This is a genomic window from Cellulomonas sp. P4_D11 (assembly GCF_056401915.1).
In genome coordinates, this window is sequence record NZ_JBFUIK010000003.1 from 1 (window position 1) to 20418 (window position 20418).

A 20418-nucleotide genomic window follows, 5' to 3' on the forward strand; every position below is an offset into this window, starting at 1 on the left:
CCGCAGCAGCTGCCGCCGCGCCGCCGACCCCCGAGGCGCCGCCGCCCGCCCCTGAGCCGCCGGTGCTGCCCACAGTGATCCGCCGGCCCGTCTCCCAGTCGACCGGGTCGAACACGCCGCCCTCGGTGCCTCCGGCCACACCCCCGCAGGCCGGCCCGCCGCCGTCCACGCCGCCACCGGTCCCGCCGGCGCGGTCGCCCGAGCCGTCCGCCTTCGACTTCGGCGACGTCATCGGCGCCGAAGAGGCCTCGACCCGGCCGACCCGGCTCCGCTTCGACCCGACCGCGCTGGTCCTGATCATCGTCGTGATCGCCGTCATCGTCGGGGTCGTCCTCGCGTTCAAGGCGCTCTTCTCCTCCCTCGACCCGTCCGGTACCCCGAGCGACGAGTCGTCGCCGAGCGCCTCGGCCCCGGCAGCCTCGGCCCCGCCTGCCGACGCTGCGGCCCCCCCGGCGGAGCCCGCGGCCCCGGTCGGCGGCGCCCCGGTCATCGCGTCGGCGACGACGATCGACCCGTCCGACGACGACGGGGAGCACCAGGAGGACGTCGCCAAGGCGTTCGACAGCGACCCGTCGACGTTCTGGTACACCCAGACCTACAAGCGGGACGACTTCGCGGGCTTCAAGCCGGCCGTCGGGTACGCGATCACCCTGACCGCCAAGACCACGGTCACCACGGTCACGCTGCACTCGAACAGCACGGGCGGCAACGTCGAGATCCGTGCGACCGACGCGGCGAACCCGACCACGGGACCCGTGCTGGCGTCAGGCCCGTTCGGTCCGGACTCCGTCTTCACGCTGAACCCGGCCACCGAGACGCAGTCCTTGGTCCTGTGGATCACCCAGCTCCCGACGATGCCCGACGGCTCGTTCCGGCTCGAGCTGACGGAGATCGCCCTCTCCTGAGGCGTCACCGGGCGGGTTCTGGAACAGATCCCGCCTAGGATCGGTTGATCCCGTCAGCCCAGCCGGAACGTCTCCGGCACGCCGAACCGCAAGGAAGTCCCCGTGACCGAGCAGTCCACCACCATCCGCGATCTCGTCATCGTCGGCTCGGGCCCGGCCGGCTACACCGCCGCGATCTACGCGGCCCGCGCGGGCCTGGCGCCGCTCGTCATCGCGGGTTCCGTCACCGCCGGCGGCGCCCTGATGAACACCACCGAGGTGGAGAACTTCCCCGGCTTCCCCGACGGCGTCCAGGGCCCCGAGCTCATGGAGGGCCTCCAGAAGCAGGCGGAGAAGTTCGGTGCCGAGGTCCTGTGGGACGACGCCTCGTCCCTCGACCTGACCGGTGAGATCAAGACCATCGAGACCCTCGGCGGCGAGACCTTCCAGGCGCGCGCCGTCATCCTGGCCACCGGCTCCGCCTACCGCGAGCTGGGTCTCGACGACGAGAAGCGCATGTCGGGCCGCGGCGTCTCGTGGTGCGCCACCTGCGACGGGTTCTTCTTCCGCGACCAGGAGATCATCGTGGTGGGCGGCGGCGACTCGGCCGTCGAGGAGGCCACGTTCCTCACCCGGTTCGGCAAGCGCGTCACCCTGGTGCACCGCCGGGACCACCTGCGCGCGTCGAAGATCATGGCCGACCGCGCCCTGAACGACCCGAAGATCGAGTTCGCGTGGAACACCGAGGTCGTCGCCATCCACGGCGAGAACAAGGTCACCGGCGTGACCCTGCGTGACACGGTGACCGGCGAGACGCGCGAGCACCCGGCGACCGGTGTGTTCGTCGCCATCGGTCACGTGCCGCGCTCCGAGCTGGTGCGCGGGCAGGTCGACCTGGACGACGACGGCTACGTGCAGGTCGTCGGCCGCTCCACCGCGACCAACCTCACCGGCGTGTTCGCGTGCGGCGACCTGGTCGACCACACCTACCGCCAGGCCATCACGGCCGCCGGCTCCGGCTGCGCCGCCGCGCTCGACGCCCAGCACTTCCTGGCGTCGCTCGGCGACCTCGTGGCGCCGGTCCCCCCCATCGAGTCGTACGTACAGGAGATCCGATGAGCGCCACCGCCCCCGTCACCGACGCCACCTTCCAGGCCGAGGTGCTCGATTCGACGATCCCTGTGATCGTCGACTTCTGGGCGCCCTGGTGCGGTCCGTGCCGGATGGTGGCGCCCGTGCTGGAGGAGCTCGCGGCCCAGTACGACGGGCGCGTGAAGATCGTCAAGCTCAACTCGGACGAGAACCCGCAGGTCACGGGCGACTACGGCATCGTGTCCATCCCGACGCTCAACTTCTACGCGGGCGGTGAGCTGGTGAAGTCGGTGATCGGCGCGCGCCCCAAGTCGATGATCGCCGAGGACATCGAGAGCGTCCTCGCCAGCGTCTGACCCCTCGCTCGAGAGCCCCCCGCCGCGCGGCAGGGGGCTCTCGTGTCGCTGGGACGGTGCACGGACCATCGACGGTCGCGTGCGAAACTCGGGTGCATGACTGAGCACCCGGTTCCCGACGGCGAGACGTCGGGCCCCCCCACGTCCTCCGCCGCCGGCACCGGAACGCGCCTCGACCGCTGGCTCGGTGCCTACGCCGAGCGCACGCACGGCATGCGGTCCAGCGAGATCCGCGCGCTGTTCGCCGTCGCCAACCGTCCCGAGGTCGTGTCGCTCGCCGGGGGCATGCCGTTCCTCGAGGGCCTCCCGCTGGACATCCTCGGCGACCTCGCCCAGCGCGTCGTGGCCACCCGCGGTCTGCAGGCGCTCCAGTACGGGTCCGGCCAGGGCGACGAGACCCTGCGCGAGCAGATCCTCGACGTCATGGCGCTCGAGGGCATCGACGCGCACCCGGACGACGTCGTGGTCACCACCGGCTCGCAGCAGGCCCTCGACCTGGTCACGCGCATCTTCATCGACCCGGGCGACGTCGTCGTGGCGGAGGCACCGTCCTACGTCGGAGCGCTCGGCGTCTTCCGGGCGTACCAGGCCGACGTGGTCCACGTGCCCATCGACGCCGACGGCCTCATCCCGGCGGCACTCGAGTCGACGCTCGCCTCGCTCGCCCGCGAGGGTCGCCGGGTCAAGTTCCTGTACACCGTGCCCAACTTCCACAACCCGGCCGGCGTCTCGCTGTCCGTGTCGCGACGACCCGAGGTGCTGGCGATCGCGCAGCGCTACGGCGTGCTCGTGCTCGAGGACAACCCCTACGGCCTGCTCGGGTTCTCCGGCGAGCCCAAGGCGGCGATGCGGTCGCTCGACGACGACGGCGTCCTCTACCTCGGCTCGTTCTCCAAGACCTTCGCCCCCGGCTACCGCGTCGGCTGGGTGGTCGCCCCCCACGCCGTGCGCGAGAAGCTGGTCCTGGCCAGCGAGTCCGCGATCCTCTGCCCGTCCAACGCCTCACAGATCGCGATCTCGACGTACCTGGCCACCTGCGACTGGCAGGGGCAGATCAAGTCGTACCGCGAGCAGTACCGCGAACGGCGGGACGCCATGATCGCCGCCCTCGCCGAGCACCTCCCCGACGCGTCCTGGAACGTTCCCGACGGCGGGTTCTACACCTGGGTACGGCTCCCCGAGGGGCTCGACGCCAAGGACATGCTGCCGCGCGCCGTCACCGCCCGCGTCGCCTACGTCCCCGGCACCGCGTTCTACTTCGACGGCTCCGGCGCCGACCACATGCGCCTGTCCTTCTGCTACCCGACGCCCGACCGCATCCGCGAGGGCGTCCGCCGCCTCGCGGGCGTCGTCGCCGGTGAGCGCGAGCTCGTCGAGCTGTTCGGCACCACCGGGTCCGTCGGGCAGCGCGACGTCCAGTCGCCGGCACCCGACGTAGCCTGACCTGCACCTTCGCTTCTCGTACCCCGCCATCGGAGTCGTCCTGCCGTGACCACCGCATCGTCGCCCCGCGTCGTCGTCCTCGCCGGGGGCCTGTCGCACGAGCGCGACGTGTCGCTGCGTTCCGGTCGCCGGGTGGCCGACGCCTTGCGCTCCGTCGGCGTCGACGTCTCCGTGCACGACGTGGACGCCGACCTGGTCCCCGCGCTCGTGCAGCTGCAGCCCGACGTCGTCTGGCCGCTGCTGCACGGGACGAGCGGCGAGGACGGCTCCGTGCGCGACGTCGTGCAGATGCTCGGCCTCCGACTCCTGGGCACCGGACCCCGCGAGAGCCGCATCGCCTGGAGCAAGCCGATCGCCAAGACCGTCGCCGCACGCGCCGGGCTGGCCACGCCCGACTTCGTGACGCTCCCGCAGTCGCTGTTCCGTGAGCTGGGAGCCCGGCAGGTGCTCGACGCGATCGTCGGTCGGCTCGGGCTCCCCGTCGTCGTCAAGCCGTCCCGCGGAGGGTCCGCGCTCGGCGTGACCCTGGTGACCAGCGCCGAGGCCCTCCCGCAGGCGATGGTCGACTGCTTCGCCTACAGCGACACCGCCCTCGTCGAGCGGGCCGTGATCGGCACCGAGGTGGCGGTGAGCGTGGTCGACACCGGCAGCGGCCCCGTCGCGCTCCCCGCCGTCGAGATCGTCACCGAGGGTCCGTACGACTTCGACGCCCGCTACAACCCCGGGCGCACCGAGTACTTCGCGCCCGCCCGGCTCTCACCGACCCTCGCCTCGTCGGTCGCCGACGTCGCCGTGGCGGCCCACCGAGCACTCGGACTCGACGGCCTCTCCCGCACCGATCTGATCGTCGACGACGCCGGCATCGTCTGGTTCCTCGAGGTCAACGTCGCGCCGGGCATGACGGAGACGTCTCTGCTGCCCCAGGCCGCCGAGGCAGCCGGCCTGTCTCTCGGCCAGCTGTACCGGGCTCTGGTTGAGGCGGCATTGGCCCGCTGACCTGCGGCTTCGCCCGCCAGTGACTGGCGGCGGACGCCATGAGTCCCGGCCGCTTCGGTCGCAGAGTCCCGGATCTGTACATGCCTGCCGACGCCACATGTACGAATTGTGATCGGCCGGGTCACCGACCGCTCCTCGTAGGCTCCGTGTGCGGCGACCTGCTCATCGAACCCCGCTGGACGACGAACTGAGCCGGCAGGGGCGACCCTGCGGCGCCCGACGGCCGGCCCGCGCGGACTCACAAGGGACCCTGCCGCAGGGGTCAGCCCTTGAGCAGGCCCGGGTCCTCCGGTGCAAGGCTGGCGAGGATCCGGTTGAGGTCCTGGACGGACGCGAACTCGACGGTCAGGCGCCCGCGCGACTTGCCCAGACTCACCTTGACCCGGGTGTCGAACCGATCCGACAGCCGTGCCGCGAGGTGATCGAGAGCCTCGTTCTTCACTCCCGCCCGCGGCGCTGCCCGCCGGGCGGCCGGCTCCGCGTCTCCCCCGAGCGAGACGATCTCCTCGACGGCCCGCACCGACAGCCCTTCGGCGACGATCCGCTGGGCGAGCCGCTCGATCGCCGCTCCGTCGTTGAGCCCGAGCAGCGCCCGGGCATGGCCGGCGGAGAGGACGCCCGCGGCGACCCGGCGCTGGACCAGCGGCGGCAGCTTGAGCAGGCGCAGCGTGTTGGAGATCTGCGGGCGAGACCGCTGGATCCGGGTGGCGAGCTGCTCGTGGGTGCAGCCGAAGTCGTCGAGCAGCTGCTGGTAGGCCGCGGCCTCCTCGAGCGGGTTGAGCTCCGATCGGTGCAGGTTCTCCAGCAGCGCGTCGCGCAGCAGGTCCGCGTCCTCGGTGTCCCGGATGATGGCCGGGATCGTCGCCAGGCCTGCCGCCTGGGTCGCGCGCCACCGGCGCTCGCCCATGATCAGCTCGTACCCGTCGCCGGCGTCCCGCACGACGATCGGCTGGAGGACGCCGACCTCGCGGATCGACCCGACCAGCTCGTCGAGTGCGTCCTCGTCGAACACCGTGCGCGGCTGCTTGGGGTTCGGCCGGATCTGGCCGACCGGGAGCTCGGCGAAGCGCGCACCGGGCACGGGCACGAGCCCGTCGCCGTCGCTGTCGGGCGATTCCGTGACGCTGCCCGTGTCGGAGTCCACGTCGGCCGATCCGGTGGCCAGCTCGGGCTCCACACCATCGACGGCCGGTGCGTCCGCCGTCGCGTCGACCACGGGCGCTTCCACGTCCACGGGCCGCTGCTCGGTCAGGACTGCGGTGGCAGCCCCGCTCTCGGCTGTGGCGGGCTCGGCGTTCTCGCGCTTCGGGTCCGGGAAGAACACGTCGACCGGTCGCTCCGCCCCCGTGGGGCGCTGGCCGTCGAGACCGGTCGGGATGAGGGCTCCGAGGCCCCGGCCCAGACCGCGTCGCTTCTCGCTCACTGTTCCTCCTGAAGCACGGCCGTGGCCGCCTGGTGTTCGTGGGTGGTCTGCTGGGCATCGCGGCCGGGCCGCTGCCCGTTCGTGCGGGTCGACTCGTCGTGCACGTCCGCGTCGCCGCTCGCGCCTCTCTCGGCAACCTCGCGCGCGGCCTCGAGGTAGGCGAGCGCGCCGGACGAGCCGGCGTCGTAGGTCATCACGGTCTGTCCGTAGCTCGGGGCCTCCGAGATGCGCACGGACCGGGGGACGGTCGTCCGCAGCGTCCGCTCCGGGAAATGGGTCCTGACCTCGTTGGCCACCTGCTGCGCGAGGTTCGTGCGCGCGTCGTACATGGTCAGCAGGATGGTCGAGACGTGGAGGCGCGGGTTCAGGTGCGCCTGGATCAGCTGGATCGTCTTCAGCAGCTGGCTCAGCCCCTCGAGCGCGTAGTACTCGCACTGGATGGGGATGAGCACCTCGCGCGCGACGACGAAGGCGTTGACCGTCAGCAGGCCGAGGCTGGGCGGGCAGTCGACGAACACGTAGTCGATCCGCTCCTGACCGTTCGCCAGCCGCCACTCGAGGTAGGTGTCGAGCGCGTTCCGCAGCCGGGTCTCGCGGGCGACCATCGAGACCAGCTCGATCTCCGCACCGGACAGGTCGATCGTCGCCGGCAGGCACCACAGGTTCGGCACGTCCGGGCTCTCCTGCACGGCCTCCGCGATCGGCGCGCCGTCCACCAGCACCTCGTAGATCGACGGCGTACCCGCTCGGTGCTCGACGCCGAGTGCGGTGGACGCGTTCCCCTGCGGGTCGTTGTCCAGCACCAGGACGTTCAGACCGGACTGCGCCAGGGCCGCGGCGAGGTTGACGGTCGTCGTTGTCTTGCCGACGCCACCCTTCTGGTTCGCGACCGTGATGACTCGCGTCTGCGGAGGCCGTGGGAACCGACGCCCGCGGAGCTCGATCCGCCGGCGGGCGTCCTGCTTGAGCTCCGCCATCAACGGGGTGTCGTCGGACACCGCGGGCAGGCTCTCGACGAGCGCCGCGCGGCGACTCTCTTCCGGGTCCAGCTCGTGGCGCGGCGTCATGGGCGCGATGGTGTCACGGTCGAGCCCGTCTTCGCCGCGAACCTCGCCGTCGTGAACACGCGCGTTACCTGCCGGTTCGTGAGCAGGAGGGTCGACGCTCTCGACCCTCGCCGTTGCATCCTCGGTGGGTGTCCCAAGTGACGATCCGGCGACGACCACTTCTGTGGCCGTGCCATCGTCGTGGGCGCCTCCCTCACCATCACGTGGGCCATCGGCGCTGGCGGTGGGTGCGCGCTCGCCGGAGCGGGGAGGGTCCACGACTACGGTGTCGTCTTCTGGCCCTGACACTCGGTCATCCCATGATCCGTCGTGGTCGTCCGAAGCCGTCGCGATCGCTGAGGGGCGCTGCTCACTGTTCGTTTCACGTGAAACAACGCTCCCGGCCTCCACGCTCATGACGGACGACGAGACCTCGCCGCTGCCTCCGAGGTCGGACTGTGCAGCCTGAGGAACTCCAGTTGAGGTCACGGGGGCTTCGACGCTCGCAGCGTCATACGGTCGCCGGCCCTCCGCGGGCACGGCGGGCGCAAGCGGCAGATCCGGGGTGTCGGTCGTCGACTCGTGCGGAGGCTGGAACACGCGCGGGCCGCCCGGGTAGCCGGCACCGGCGGTGTCGAGAGGTGAAGCCCCTGCCTCGTGCTCATCCCTCGTCACAGGGGCTGGTGGGGCTGACACTGCCCCGGGCCCGTCCGCCGTCACAGGGTCCGCGGTCGCGGGACCAACGATCCCAGGCGCCCACGCCTGCGTGGGCTGTCCACCCTCCGCCAGAGCGCTCGGGGATGCGCTCGGGTCATTCGCCGTCGCGCCTCCGTCGGCCGCGACGTTCTCGTCGCCGACCAGCTCGTCGTGCCGACGCTTCTTCCTACCGAACACCAGGAACAGCCTCTCGAACGACTCGGACAACTCTCGTCACTTCGACCCCCTCGATCGTGGGTGCCTCCACCACGGACGCCGGGCCACCACCGAGCTTCCGGCCCACATGCTTGGCCGCCTCGATCTCCTCTTCCGCCCGGCCACCCTTGAGCGCGACCAGCGATCCCCCGCGACGCAACAACGGGAGCGCCCAGCGATACAGCTTCTCCAGCGACGCCACCGCCCGAACCGTCACGGCGTCAGCGGTGAGCTGCCCGTGCTCATCCTGCGCACGCCCGCGGCGGACGACGACGTTCCCGAGTCCGAGCTCTCCCGCCACCTCGCTGAGCCAGTCGGTTCGCCGCTCCATCGGCTCCAGGAGCACGACCTCTACATCGGGGAGCATCGACGCGACGACGATCCCCGGCAGGCCGGCCCCGCTGCCGAGGTCGATGATCCGCCCGGAGGTCGGCAGGAACGGCACCACCGCCGCCGAGTTCAGAAGGTGTCGCTCCCAGAGCCTTGAGAACTCCCGAGGTCCGACCAGCCCGCGCAGTTCACCCTCCCGCACCAGCAGATCGTGGAAGCCGAGCACCCGGGGCCACGCGTCGCCGAAGAATGGTTCCAACCGTGCGTCGCCGTCCAGAGGGTCGGCTCCGTCGACGTCCGTCGACCGAGCTTCCGTCACCGTCTGGTCCCCTTGGTTTCACGTGAAACGAGCTGCTGCACGGCTTGCCGCGTCGCTCGGCGAGCCCGACTCGGACGCCCGAGGCGCCCGGCGCCGACCTACCGTACCGTGCCCGACCACCCCAGTTCCCGCCCGCCACGGAGAACTGTGCACTTCGACGCACGTCACCTGGGGGCACGCGTTGAAAGGGCCGTGGGGCCTCGCATCGGCGAGCACATACACCGCAATGCACCGCCGTCGCCCCATCTCCCGCAGCGCACCCCAAGGGCCCCGAGTCGGCAGGCACGTGCGCCACGCGCACCGCCACAGGTTGGAGCTGTCACCGGCCCTCAAGGGACCGAACCGGAAGCCACGTGCACCACGACACCGCCGCGGCGCCCAGCTCCCTCCGGGCACTGAGGGACGCGAACCAAAGCCACGCGCACCCAGCACCGCGTTTGGCCTGCGGCTCTCTCCGGTCGCGAAGGAACCGAACCTGTGGCCCGCGGGCAACGACGCACCGCCGTAGGCCCAGCTCCCGCAGGCACCACTGCCGGACTGCGGCGCCGAAGCGCGGAAGAACGGAGCCTCTCCGTACATGGTCGACACGTCCTTCTGCGGCCGCTCAACACCGCAGCCGCCAACATCGGGCTGCCACGAGCGCGGTCGTGGTCGCGTTATGGCTCCCACTGAGGCCGCTTCATGTTTCACGTGAAACGCCGCCCACGCGTCGACGCGCCCGACACCCCCCGTCGCGGCCAATGCGCACCGAAGCGCGCCCACGATGCGGCAGGTCTTGTGCATCTTCTTCAGCGCACCACGTTTCTTGCGCGCTTCACCCGTAGCCCTGAGTCGACGGTGCCGTGAGGGGGCCAGCCCTGGAAGGTGAGGTTGTCCATGGCGGCGCCTCTGGAAGACCCGCCACACGTCCCATGGCGACCTGCCGGGTTGCCGAGTCCTGTGCCACTGCAAACCAGCGGCACCTCGCGCGAGGCGAGACCGTTCGAGGTCGACCTCCCTACCGCTTTGTGCGAGGACAGGACGCCTCCATTCGTGTGCCGGCTTCATTCGTGTTCCGACTTCGCTAGCCGACGCAGTTTCACGTGAAACAGCGAAGATGCCTCACACGGACCGGCCGACCACGGCCCTGTCGACCCCGAGGGGGGCCAGCCACGTCGAAACAGCCCGCAGCAACGGCTCGCCTGGAGCGAACCGCTCCGGCACCGTATACGCGGCGCCCCCAGACCAGATCAACTTGCTGACCGACCACCGGACTCGTGTACGGGCCCGACGTATTGCGGGCAGACGCGCGGGCCCAAACTTCTAGGGAAGCGGCTCGTTTCACGTGAAACGCGAGCCGCCACTGGCCGGCTCGGGCACCGGGCGCACCGGACCGCACAGCGATCACAGGCTCCCCTCGTGGCGCAGCATCTGACCGGAAGTAGGCGGGGTCGGCCGTCGAGTCCAGTCTCTGGGGCCCTTGACCCCGAGCGAGTCCGGGGCCCGGAATGGTCCACCGAATGCAGCACAGACGGAACGGTCGTCTGCGCCCCGCGTTGCTGAATTGCCGGCGCCCCTCGAGGTGTGGTGACCGCGGCGCGCTCGCTTCCCTGGGGTGGGTGCGAACCTCATCTCGCGACCGCCTATTGCAACCGCCAACGCGAGATCGGCCCGCGAGCACTCGTCGGTAGAGACCGAGTGCCTTCGAGCGCCACGCGCGGTGGTCGCCTTCCGCAGCAGCGCCTCACTGCCCGGCAAGTTTCACGTGAAACAGACGAGCCGATCTCGCGTACGCCAGCCGCCTGCTCGCAGGGCGACCCCGGTATGGCCGTGACTGTGCCGCACCCCGGCAATGCCGCGAGCTCGACATTCATGCCGCAGTTCGGGGCTGCGTCGGTCACGATGCCCACCGCGGGCCACGGCATACTTAGGGCGCACGACGAACCGACCTACGCCGCCGAGGCGGGGCGCGCTCCCGCCGCACAAGCTCTGGCGAGCAAAGCACAGACCGAGCTGCGGGCCCAGGGCCCACAGGGCATGAGCGGCTTCGGCTACGTGGCGACGACCTGGCGCCCCGACTCGACGCGATCACTGTTTCACGTGGAACATGCATCGCTCGCGCGTCATGGAGCGTCCACGGGGACGGGTGGCGGGACGACGAAGGGGCGGGCTCTCAGAGCCCACCCCTTCGACAGTCCGCGTTGAGCGGGTCGGTTTCAGACCATCACGCCGGACGGATCACCACGTGGCGGTTGGGCTCGACGCCGTCCGAGTCGCTCGTCATGCCGGCGCTCGCCACGGCGTCGTGGACGACCTTGCGCTCGAACGGGTTCATCGCGTCCAGGGCCACGGCAACCCCGGACTCCCGCACACGGGCGATCGCCTCGTTCGCGACGGCCACGAGCTCGGCACGACGACCGGCCCGGTAGCCGGCCACATCGAGCATCAGACGGCTGCGCTCGCCGGTCTTGGCCTGAACCGCGAGACGGGTCAGCTCCTGGAGCGCGTCGAGCACCTCGCCGTCGGGCCCGGCGAGACGGGTGAGGGAGCGGTCAGCGGGGTCCTCGGAGACGATCTCGACGGCGGCGCGACCGTGGTCGATGTCGATGTCGATGTCGCCGTCGAGGTCGGCGATGTCCAGCAGCTCCTCGAGGTAGTCGGCGGCGATCTCGCCCTCTTCCTCGAGGCGCTTGGTGCTGACCGTCTCGACGGGGGCGTCAGGCTGGGTCGAAGTCATGGAGTCTCTCCCGATCAACGTCGCGCGGGTGCGCTACTTCTTTGGCTTGGTGGGGGCGGCAGGCGCCGAGGAGCTGGGCCCGTCGGGTTCGCCGTCGCTCGGCGGGACAGGCCTGTCGGTGACGTCGTCGGTGACGACACGCGGCGGCTTGTTGCGGTCCTTGCGCTTCGGCTGCTGCCGCTGGCCGCGCGGCTTCTCCTCGATGAGGACGGTCGACGTCGGCGTGTCCTCGATGAGCGTGCCGTGCGACGCGGCCTTGCGAGCCTTGCGCTCCTTCATGGCGAGCTCGGCCTGCGAGCCCGGTGCCGGCATGCGCCGGATCGTGTAGAACTGCTGGCCCATCGACCAGAGGTTGGTGGTGGTCCAGTAGATGAGGACACCGATGGGGAAGTTCACGCCGGAGAAGGCGAAGATCAGCGGCAGGACGTAGAGGAGCACCTTCTGCTGCTGCGCCATGGGGCCCTGCAGCGCGGCGGGCGGCATGTTCTTCATGGTCAGCTGACGCTGCGTGAGGAATGTCGTCGCCGACATCGCGACGATCAGGACGGCGCTGACCACCCGGATGTGCCAGTTGTCGCCGGCCTGCATGAACGTGCCGGACAGCGGGGCGCCGAAGATCGTGGCCGCCTCGGCCTGAGCCGCGAGCTCGGGGGACATCGGGCCGATGGGCGGGTAGGCGCCGGACGCGACCTGCGGGAGCTCGATGAGCACGCGGAACAGCGCGAAGAAGATGGGGGACTGCAGCAGGATGGGGAGGCACGACGCGAACGGGTTGGTGCCGTTCTCCCGGTACAGCGCCATCGTCTCGCGCTGCAGGGCCTCGCGGGACGCGGGGTCCGTCTTGCCCTTGTACTTCTTCTGGATCGCCTGCATCTGCGGCGCGATGAGCTGCATGCCGCGCGACGCCTTGATCTGGCGGAAGAAGAGAGGGATCAGCGCGATCCGGATGACGATCACCAGGCCCACGATGGACAGAGCCCAGGCAGCGCCGCCGGCGGGGTCGAGCCCGATCGCGGAGAAGAGCGCGTGGAACTGGACCATGATCCAGGCCACGACGACCATGATCGGTTTCAGCAGACCGTCGAACCACGACATGTGGCAGAACTCCTCGTTGGGTCAGTGCGTGGCAGCAGCCACGTGGGAATGACGGTGAGCGGACCGTGCTGGTGGAACGTCGTCCACGCCACCCAGGTTCCACGGGTTGCAGCGGAGCAGCCGCCAGATCGCCAGCCGGGTCCCGCGGATCGCGCCGTGGCGCTGCACCGCGAGCACGGCGTACTGCGAGCAGGACGGGTAGAACTTGCAGGTGGGAGGCGTCATCGGGGAGATGAAACGCTGATACCCGCGGATCAGGAGAACGAGCAGCTGTGCCGGAGCACGCACCACCGCGCGGACGACCGTATGAAGAGTCATGGGATGACTACGCCTCGGTCCGTCGACGAGCCCGACGGGTCGCGGTCTTCAGAGCGGCGTCGAGATCTATGCCGAGCTGGGCGAACGGCCGGTCGGCCGACGCGGGCAGCGCCCGGATGACGATGCCGGCATCAGCGGGCAGGTCCGACAGCCGTGCCCGGACGAGCTCACGCAAGCGACGCTTCACGAGGTTGCGCGTGACAGCGGTTCCCACAGCCTTGGACACGACAAGACCGACCACCGGCCCGGTGGGCGAGTGATCGGTCCGTGTCGTCAGATGCACCACGAGGGTGTCCCGTCCGCCGCGCGCACCTCGGCGCACCGCCTGCTCGAAGTCGGCAGCGCGGCGCATGCGGTGCGCGGCGGACAGCACCGACGGTGGTGTCAGGCCGAGAGCTCCGCGCGGCCCTTGCGGCGACGGGCCGCCAGGATCGCGCGGCCGGCACGCGTGCGCATGCGCAGGCGGAAGCCGTGGGTCTTGGCCCGGCGCCGGTTGTTCGGCTGGAAGGTGCGCTTGGTCACGAGAGTCTCCAACTACATCGGGTGGGTCTCGCATGTGCCGCGCGACCAGGTTCAGGCTGCCGAGATGAAAGCTCCGGGACACACAGGCAGTCACACATGCATGCGTGCGGCGTCAGGGCGCGCCAGGAGGAGCCATCGATAAGGCTGCAATACCGTACTTCCCGCCGTAGTGGCCGGTCAAATGCGCGCGACTCGCCGGATCGATCCTCCCACAGTCGGCCCGAGCAGCGCGTTGCGGGCCCGGGGAGACGCGTCGCACACAGGGCGGACGTCACCCGGTCGAGCACTGCCCGCCGCACGGGGTGGCCACTACCATCGATCATCGCCGCCCGGGGGTGGCGGCCTGTGGACCACGACGTGGTGGACAGGACCGGGTCGCGGCGAGATCCACGACGACAGCTGCGCTCCAGACGCCGTCCTGACCAGTTCGAGGAGCCTCTGACTTCGGCTGGATCATCTGCTCACAGGTGTGGACAACTGTGTGGACAACCCGGGGTCGTGCCAGACTCGACCACCCACGCGAACGAACAGCCGAGGTAGCACGTGTCACAGGACGAAGAGCTCTCCAGGGTCTGGGGGCACGTGGTGTCGACCCTCGAGCAGAGTCCGGACATCACTCCGCGCCAGATCGCCTTCGTGCGGCTGGCGCGTCCGCTGGGTCTCCTCGACGGCACGCTCCTGCTCGCCGTCGGCAACGACCTCACCAAGGACTATCTCGAGTCGCGCGTGCGCGGCGAGGTCACGGTGGCCCTCAGCGCGGCCCTCGGACGCGAGGCCCGCTTCGCCATCACCGTGGACCCCGACCTCGCCGAGGACGCGCCGCCCGCGCTCCGCGTCGTCGGGACCGAGCAGCGGCACGAGCCCTACAGCCCGTCCCGGGACGAGCGCGAGGCCGACGAGGCCGACGCGCGTCGGGAGGCTCGCCCCGACCTGTCGCTCGTCGCCGACGACGAGGCGTCCGACCACGAGCCCCGGAACACCCGCCGGTACGGAGGTCGTGACGACGACAGACCCCCGCCGGCCAACCGCCGCCAGCCGGCCGAGCCCGCCCGGCTGAACCCCAAGTACCTCTTCGAGACGTTCGTCATCGGCAGCTCGAACCGCTTCGCGCACGCGGCAGCCGTCGCCGTCGCCGAGGCACCGGCGAAGGCCTACAACCCGTTGTTCATCTACGGCGACTCGGGGCTGGGCAAGACGCACCTGCTCCACGCCATCGGGCACTACGCGCAGAACCTCTACCCCAGCGTGCGCGTCCGCTACGTGAACTCCGAGGAGTTCACCAACGACTTCATCAACTCCATCAGCGAGGGCAAGGCGGGCGCGTTCCAGCGTCGGTACCGCGAGGTTGACGTCCTGCTCATCGACGACATCCAGTTCCTGCAGGGCAAGGAACAGACGATGGAGGAGTTCTTCCACACGTTCAACACGCTGCACAACGCGAACAAGCAGGTCGTGATCACCTCCGACCTGCCGCCCAAGCAGCTGAACGGCTTCGAGGACCGGATGCGGTCGCGCTTCGAGTGGGGTCTGATCACCGACGTCCAGCCGCCCGACCTCGAGACGCGCATCGCGATCCTGCGCAAGAAGGCCGGCAGCGAGCGGCTGCAGGCGCCGCCGGACGTGCTCGAGTACATCGCCTCCAAGATCTCCACGAACATCCGGGAGCTCGAGGGTGCGCTGATCCGCGTGACGGCGTTCGCCAACCTCAACCGCCAACAGGTGGACCTGTCGCTCGCCGAGATCGTCCTCAAGGACCTCATCACGGACGACCAGACCACCGAGATCACGGCGACGCAGGTCATCGGCCAGACCGCCGCGTACTTCGGCCTGAGCATCGACGACCTCTGCGGGTCCAGCCGCTCCCGGGTCCTGGTGACGGCGCGACAGATCGCCATGTACCTGTGTCGGGAGCTCACCGACCTGTCGCTGCCGAAGATCGGCCAGGCGTTCGGCGGCCGGGACCACACGACCGTGATGCACGCCAACCGCAAGATCCGTGAGCTCATGGCCGAGCGTCGCTCTATCTACAACCAGGTCACCGAGCTGACCAACAGGATCAAGCAGCAGAATCGCGGCTGAGACGCGCGCGAGCGCGTCCGGTTCGGACCGTTCTGACCGACCACTTCCCCATAGTTATCCACAGGCATCCACAGGGACCTGGGGATGCTTGTGACGGGATTCACCCGTTCGGCGCAACTGGGTCCGTCGAGCCACGGGACAACGCTCTGACCTGCACGGATGTCTCAACTTGGACATTTCCGGTCAATGTGCACGTTCACAAACAGGCATTCCGGGTGTCCAGCCATGAGACAACTCTCACCGTCGAAACGATCCGACGGGCTTGACCCCAACCTTCACCCTCCGGATGAGACATGCATGGGACGAATCTCCACACCTGTGGGTACACCTGTGGACGACGGTGGATGACCCCAGGGTGTCGTGTGGACGGAGACACCTCTGCCGGTGGACGTGGAACGGTCGGATCACAGCTCTCCACGACCGTCCACGGGGTGTCCGATCTGGCCCACAAGCGGCGTGCACAGCCATAAGCGGGGCTGACCTGCGCGGACGTCGACGATCCACACAGTGCACAGCACCGATGACGATGACGACACTTCTCTGTCTGATGGATCCACACACCGCCAGAGGGCCGAGCGGCTCCCGGGACGAACGACGAACGACACCGGTGTCGTTGTCATCCTCATGCCCGTACCGAGCGTCGGACCTCTCGCGTAGTGTTCGCCTGACGCCTTCCGACCGGACCTCCTCACAACCTGTGACGGCACGCCGGCAGGCCCGCACGACGAGAGGTGAGGCATGAGGTTCCGGGTCGACCGTGACGTTCTCGCGGACGCAGTCACATGGACGGCACGCAGCCTGCCCACACGGCCGCCGGTCCCCGTCCTGGCGGGTGTGCGCCTCGAGGCCGACACCACCGGCACGGTGCAGCTCTCGAGCTTCGACTACGAGGTCTCGGCGCGGTCGCAGATCCCTGCGGACGTGAGCGAGGCCGGCTCGGTGCTCGTCTCGGGCCGTCTGCTGGCCGAGATCTCCCGCTCGTTGCCGGACAAGCCGGTCGATGTGGTGCTCGAGGGCACCAAGGTCGTCGTGACCTGCGGCGCGAGCCGGTTCACGCTCCTGACGATGCCGGTCGAGGACTACCCGAACCTCCCGGTGATGCCGCCGACCACGGGCACGGTCGACGGCGACGAGCTGACCCACGCGGTCGCCCAGGTGTCCGTCGCCGCGAGCCGGGACGACACGTTGCCGCTGCTCACGGGCGTGCGCGTCGAGATCGAGGGCGAGAAGGTCACGCTGCTGGCCACCGACCGCTACCGGCTCGCGCTGCGCGAGCTCACGTGGAAGCCGTCGTCGCCGGACATCTCGACCGTCGCACTGGTCCGGGCTCGCACGCTCTCGGACGCCGCGAAGTCGCTCGGCAGCGCCGGCTCGGTGACGGTCGCGCTGTCGACCGGCTCGGGCGTGGACATGATCGGCTTCGAGGCCGCCGGCCGTCAGACCACCAGCCTCCTCGTGGACGGCGACTACCCCGCGGTCCGCCGGCTGTTCCCCGACGAGACACCCATCCACGCCGTCGTCGGCACGCACGCTCTCGCGGACGCGGCCAAGCGCGTGGCGCTCGTCGCCGAGCGGAACACCCCGATCCGCCTGTCGTTCAGCGAGGGCCAGGTCGTCCTCGATGCCGGTCAGGGCGACGACGCCCAGGCCTCCGAGGCGCTCGAGGCCACGCTGGTCGGCGACGACATCTCGGTGGCGTTCAACCCGCAGTTCCTGCTGGACGGTCTGGGTGCACTGAGCACCACGTTCGTGCGGCTGTCGTTCACGCACCCCAACAAGCCGGTCGAGTTCACCGGCCAGGAGACGCTCGACGGCGAGGACAACCCCGAGTACCGCTACCTGCTGGTGCCCATCCGCTTCGCCAGCTGACACGTCGGGCCGGCCGACAGTCGAACCGGCTCACCGTCGAACCAGCGCACAGTTGATCGGCGCACCGCCGCTCCCTGCGGCAGAGTGAGCCGCGACAGCCGAAAGCAGCACGGGGAACCGAAAGAGGCGCGGAATGCACGTCGGTCTGGTGGGTCTGGGCAAGATGGGCGCGAACATGCGGCAGCGCATCCGCGCCGCCGGTATCGACGTCACGGGGTACGACCGCAACCCGGACGTCACGGACGTGCCGTCGCTCGAGGCGCTGGTCGAGGCGCTCCCCGCGGGTGAGCGCATCGTCTGGGTGATGGTGCCGTCGGGCGAGATCACCGACGCGGTCGTGAACGACCTCGCCGGCCTCCTGACCGCAGGCGACATCGTCATCGACGGCGGGAACTCCTACTACCAGGACGACCTGCCGCACGCGGAGCTGCTGGCGGCGAAGGGCATCGGGTTCATCGACGCGGGCGTCTCGGGTGGCGTCTGGGGCCTCGCCAACGGCTACGGGCTCATGGTCGGCGGCGACCCGGAGCTCGTCGCGAAGGCGATGCCGGTGTTCGACGCCCTCCGGCCGGAGGGTCCCCGCGAGGAGGGCTTCGTCCACGCCGGCACGGTCGGGGCGGGCCACTTCTCGAAGATGGTGCACAACGGGATCGAGTACGGCCTCATGCAGGCGTACGCCGAGGGTTACGAGCTCCTCGCTGCGAAAGACCTGGTCACGGACGTGCACGGCACCATGCGCGCGTGGCAGCGTGGCACGGTCGTGCGCTCGTGGCTGCTCGAGCTGCTGGTCAAGGCGCTCGAGCAGGACCCCGGCCTGGGCGAGATCGACGACTGGGTCGAGGACTCGGGCGAGGGTCGGTGGACCGTCGACGAGGCGATCGACCTGGCGGTGCCGGCGCCGGTCATCTCGGCGTCCCTGTTCGCCCGGTTCGCCTCCCGCCAGGAGGAGTCGCCCGCCATGAAGGCGGTCGCGGCCCTGCGGCAGCAGTTCGGCGGTCACGCCGTGAAGCCCGCCGGGACCACGGGGCCCGTCACGGGTACGCCCCCAGCACGGTCGGTCTAGCCGGGACCCGATGTACGTCGCGCACCTCTCCCTCACCGACTTCCGCTCGTACGCGCAGGTCGAGCTCCCGCTGGAGCCCGGCATCACCGCGCTCGTCGGACCCAACGGGCAGGGCAAGACCAACCTCGTCGAGGCGCTCGGCTACATCGCGACCCTCGGCAGCCACCGGGTGCCGACCGATGCCGCGCTGGTGCGTGCGGGTACGACCAGGGCCGTGGTGCGGGCCAAGGTCGTGCGCGAGCTCGAGCCGGGCCACCCGCGTGCGTCGCTCGTCGAGATCGAGGTGACGCCCGGCAAGGCGAACCGTGCCCGGGTGAACGGGGGGTCGCCGACGAGGGCGCGGGACGTGCTCGGGATCCTGCGCACCGTGCTGTTCGCGCCCGAGGACCTGTCCCTGGTCAAGGGCGATCCCGACGGCCGCCGCCGCTTCCTCGACGACCTGCTGGTCCAGCTCACCCCGCGGGTGTCGAGCGTGATCGCCGACTACGAGCGCGTCCTGAGGCAGCGCTCGGCGCTGCTCAAGTCAGCGGGCGCGGCCCGTCGGGGTGGGGGTGCCGACCTGCGGACGCTGGACGTCTGGGACGCCAAGCTCGCGCAGACGGGCGCGCAGATCATCGTCGCGAGGCGGAGCCTGGTCCGGTCGCTGGCCCCGCACATCGAGCGGGCGTATGCGCAGGTCAGTGCGGGTCAGGGCGACGCGATCATCACCTACAAGGCGTCGCTCGACGCCGTCCTCGAGACCGACGACGACGCGGCGACGGCCGACCTCGTCGAGGCGCAGCTGCTCGAGGCGATGGGACGGTTGCGCACCAAGGAGATCGAGCGCGGGGTCAGCCTCCTCGGTCCGCACCGGGACGACCTGGTGCTGACGCTCGGCGGGCTGCCGGCCAAGGGCTACGCGAGCCACGGGGAGTCCTGGTCGTTCGCGCTCGCCCTGCGGCTCGCGTCGTACGAGCTGCTGACCAACGGCGACGAGATCGACGGGTGGGCCGGCGGCGACTGGGGACCGGACGGCGAGCCGGTGCTGATCCTCGACGACGTGTTCGCGGAGCTCGATGCGCGCCGCCGCGACCGCCTGGCCGAGCTGGTCGCCCCGGCGCGGCAGGTGCTCATCACGGCGGCGGTGGCCGACGACGTCCCGGCGCCCCTCGCCGGCGCCCGGGTCGACGTGATGGGCGGGGAGGTCGCCCGTGTCCTCTGACGACGGCGACGGCCTGTTCGTCGCGCCGAAGAACAAGCCGGTGGACGGCACTCCGCTGCGCGAGCTCGTCGACCTCACGCCCCCGCGCCAGGTCGCGCTCGGCGCGCTCGGCCGCGCGAAGGCCGCGGCCGCCCAGCGGGGCTACCGACCCGGCGACCCGGCGCGGCGCCGACCGCTCGTCCCGGTGGCGGTCGGCACGGCGGGTCCGGGTGCCCGTGACCCGCAGCTGATCGGCTCGACGGTGAGCGGACTGCTCGACCAGCTGGGCGGGACCTCGGACCAGGTGGCCGGCGTGCTCAAGCACCGGTGGTCGGAGCTCGTCGGACCCCAGGTCGCCGAGCACTGCGAGTACGTGTCGTTCGAGGGCGGTGCGCTCACGCTCCGCGCGCACTCGACGTCGTGGGCGACGCAGCTGAAGTTCCTGGCGCCCGCGATGCTCGGCCGCTTCGCCGCGGACCTGGGTGACGGCATCGTCCTGGAGATCACCGTGCTGAACCCCGGCGGGCCGCGGTTCAAGACCGGCCCGAAGCGGGTGGCCGGCCGGGGCGAGCGCGACACGTTCCGCTGATCGTCCGCCGAGCGACGAGTCCCGCACGGACACCTGTGGGAAAAGAGGGTCCAGGCCCGTCCACCAGGTAGACTGTGAAGGTCATTCCTGGCGCATCTGTGCCTGGAACTCCAGCGTCATGGAGTGATCCGACCCGGTGAAGTTCGGTCGGCGCCCTCCGTCGCGTGTGAGAGCTTGAGGAGCACC

General features: G+C 70.4%; 16 protein-coding genes and 2 pseudogenes. 10 read left to right on the top strand and 8 right to left on the bottom strand.

The annotated features are described in order from the left end of the window. From AC1DT4_RS02580 to AC1DT4_RS02600, 5 genes and pseudogenes are all read left to right on the top strand, one after another. Positions 1-905 (top strand): annotated as a pseudogene (locus tag AC1DT4_RS02580) (hypothetical protein); the annotation flags it as partial. A gap of 102 nt (positions 906-1007) precedes the next feature. Continuing rightward, entirely contained in the window at positions 1008-2003 is a 996-nt protein-coding gene (trxB, locus tag AC1DT4_RS02585) for a thioredoxin-disulfide reductase (RefSeq protein ID WP_477088204.1), read from the top strand. Next, positions 2000-2332: a thioredoxin gene (gene trxA / locus AC1DT4_RS02590; protein WP_477088205.1), complete on the top strand. Its 333-nt coding sequence runs from the start codon at positions 2000-2002 to the stop codon at positions 2330-2332. The genes trxB and trxA overlap by 4 nt, the downstream gene beginning before the upstream one ends. A 96-nt stretch (positions 2333-2428) precedes the next feature. Then, positions 2429-3775 carry an aminotransferase-like domain-containing protein gene (locus AC1DT4_RS02595; protein WP_477088206.1) on the top strand — a complete coding sequence of 449 codons (1347 nt, stop codon included), beginning with the start codon at positions 2429-2431 and terminating at the stop codon, positions 3773-3775. 45 nt (positions 3776-3820) lie between these two features. Next, on the top strand, positions 3821-4771 hold the full coding sequence (locus AC1DT4_RS02600; protein WP_477088207.1) for a D-alanine--D-alanine ligase family protein: 951 nt from the start codon (positions 3821-3823) through the stop codon (positions 4769-4771). A 262-nt stretch (positions 4772-5033) separates the two neighbouring features. On the opposite strand, the gene AC1DT4_RS02605 is transcribed toward AC1DT4_RS02600, so the two are convergent. The 8 genes from AC1DT4_RS02605 to rpmH form a co-directional block, all read right to left on the bottom strand. Then, the gene (locus AC1DT4_RS02605) at positions 5034-6194 is read right to left on the bottom strand and encodes a ParB/RepB/Spo0J family partition protein (RefSeq protein ID WP_477088208.1); all 1161 of its coding nucleotides are present in this window, start codon (positions 6192-6194) and stop codon (positions 5034-5036) included. Further along, positions 6191-7261, bottom strand: coding sequence for a ParA family protein (locus AC1DT4_RS02610; RefSeq protein ID WP_477088209.1), 1071 nt, complete (start codon positions 7259-7261; stop codon positions 6191-6193). Before AC1DT4_RS02610 ends, AC1DT4_RS02605 begins: the two co-directional genes overlap by 4 nt. 862 nt (positions 7262-8123) lie before the next feature. Beyond that, the gene (rsmG, locus tag AC1DT4_RS02615; RefSeq protein ID WP_477088210.1) at positions 8124-8801 is read right to left on the bottom strand and encodes a 16S rRNA (guanine(527)-N(7))-methyltransferase RsmG; all 678 of its coding nucleotides are present in this window, start codon (positions 8799-8801) and stop codon (positions 8124-8126) included. Positions 8802-11004: 2203 nt separating this feature from the next. Further along, positions 11005-11517: a Jag family protein gene (locus AC1DT4_RS02620; protein WP_477088211.1), complete on the bottom strand. Its 513-nt coding sequence runs from the start codon at positions 11515-11517 to the stop codon at positions 11005-11007. 33 nt (positions 11518-11550) lie between these two features. Beyond that, complete coding sequence (yidC, locus tag AC1DT4_RS02625) at positions 11551-12612, bottom strand: membrane protein insertase YidC (RefSeq protein WP_477088212.1); 1062 nt, start codon at positions 12610-12612, stop codon at positions 11551-11553. A gap of 21 nt (positions 12613-12633) precedes the next feature. Continuing rightward, on the bottom strand, positions 12634-12930 hold the full coding sequence (yidD, locus tag AC1DT4_RS02630; protein ID WP_477088213.1) for a membrane protein insertion efficiency factor YidD: 297 nt from the start codon (positions 12928-12930) through the stop codon (positions 12634-12636). A 7-nt stretch (positions 12931-12937) separates the two neighbouring features. Next, positions 12938-13303, bottom strand: coding sequence for a ribonuclease P protein component (rnpA, locus tag AC1DT4_RS02635; protein WP_477088214.1), 366 nt, complete (start codon positions 13301-13303; stop codon positions 12938-12940). A gap of 11 nt (positions 13304-13314) precedes the next feature. Then, positions 13315-13452 (bottom strand): 50S ribosomal protein L34, encoded by a 138-nt coding sequence (gene rpmH / locus AC1DT4_RS02640; protein ID WP_043601468.1) that lies wholly within the window; start codon positions 13450-13452, stop codon positions 13315-13317. A 543-nt stretch (positions 13453-13995) separates the two neighbouring features. Here rpmH and dnaA point away from each other — a divergent pair. From dnaA to AC1DT4_RS02665, 5 genes and pseudogenes are all read left to right on the top strand, one after another. Beyond that, entirely contained in the window at positions 13996-15531 is a 1536-nt protein-coding gene (gene dnaA / locus AC1DT4_RS02645; protein ID WP_477088215.1) for a chromosomal replication initiator protein DnaA, read from the top strand. Between the two features lie 738 nt (positions 15532-16269). Beyond that, positions 16270-17400, top strand: coding sequence for a DNA polymerase III subunit beta (dnaN, locus tag AC1DT4_RS02650; RefSeq protein ID WP_477088216.1), 1131 nt, complete (start codon positions 16270-16272; stop codon positions 17398-17400). 130 nt (positions 17401-17530) lie between these two features. Next, positions 17531-18463, top strand: a pseudogene (gene gnd, locus AC1DT4_RS02655) (phosphogluconate dehydrogenase (NAD(+)-dependent, decarboxylating)); the annotation flags it as partial. 10 nt (positions 18464-18473) lie between these two features. Beyond that, on the top strand, positions 18474-19664 hold the full coding sequence (gene recF / locus AC1DT4_RS02660; RefSeq protein WP_477088217.1) for a DNA replication/repair protein RecF: 1191 nt from the start codon (positions 18474-18476) through the stop codon (positions 19662-19664). Next, positions 19654-20232 carry a DciA family protein gene (locus AC1DT4_RS02665; protein ID WP_477088218.1) on the top strand — a complete coding sequence of 193 codons (579 nt, stop codon included), beginning with the start codon at positions 19654-19656 and terminating at the stop codon, positions 20230-20232. Before recF ends, AC1DT4_RS02665 begins: the two co-directional genes overlap by 11 nt. Positions 20233-20418: the final 186 nt, after the last annotated feature.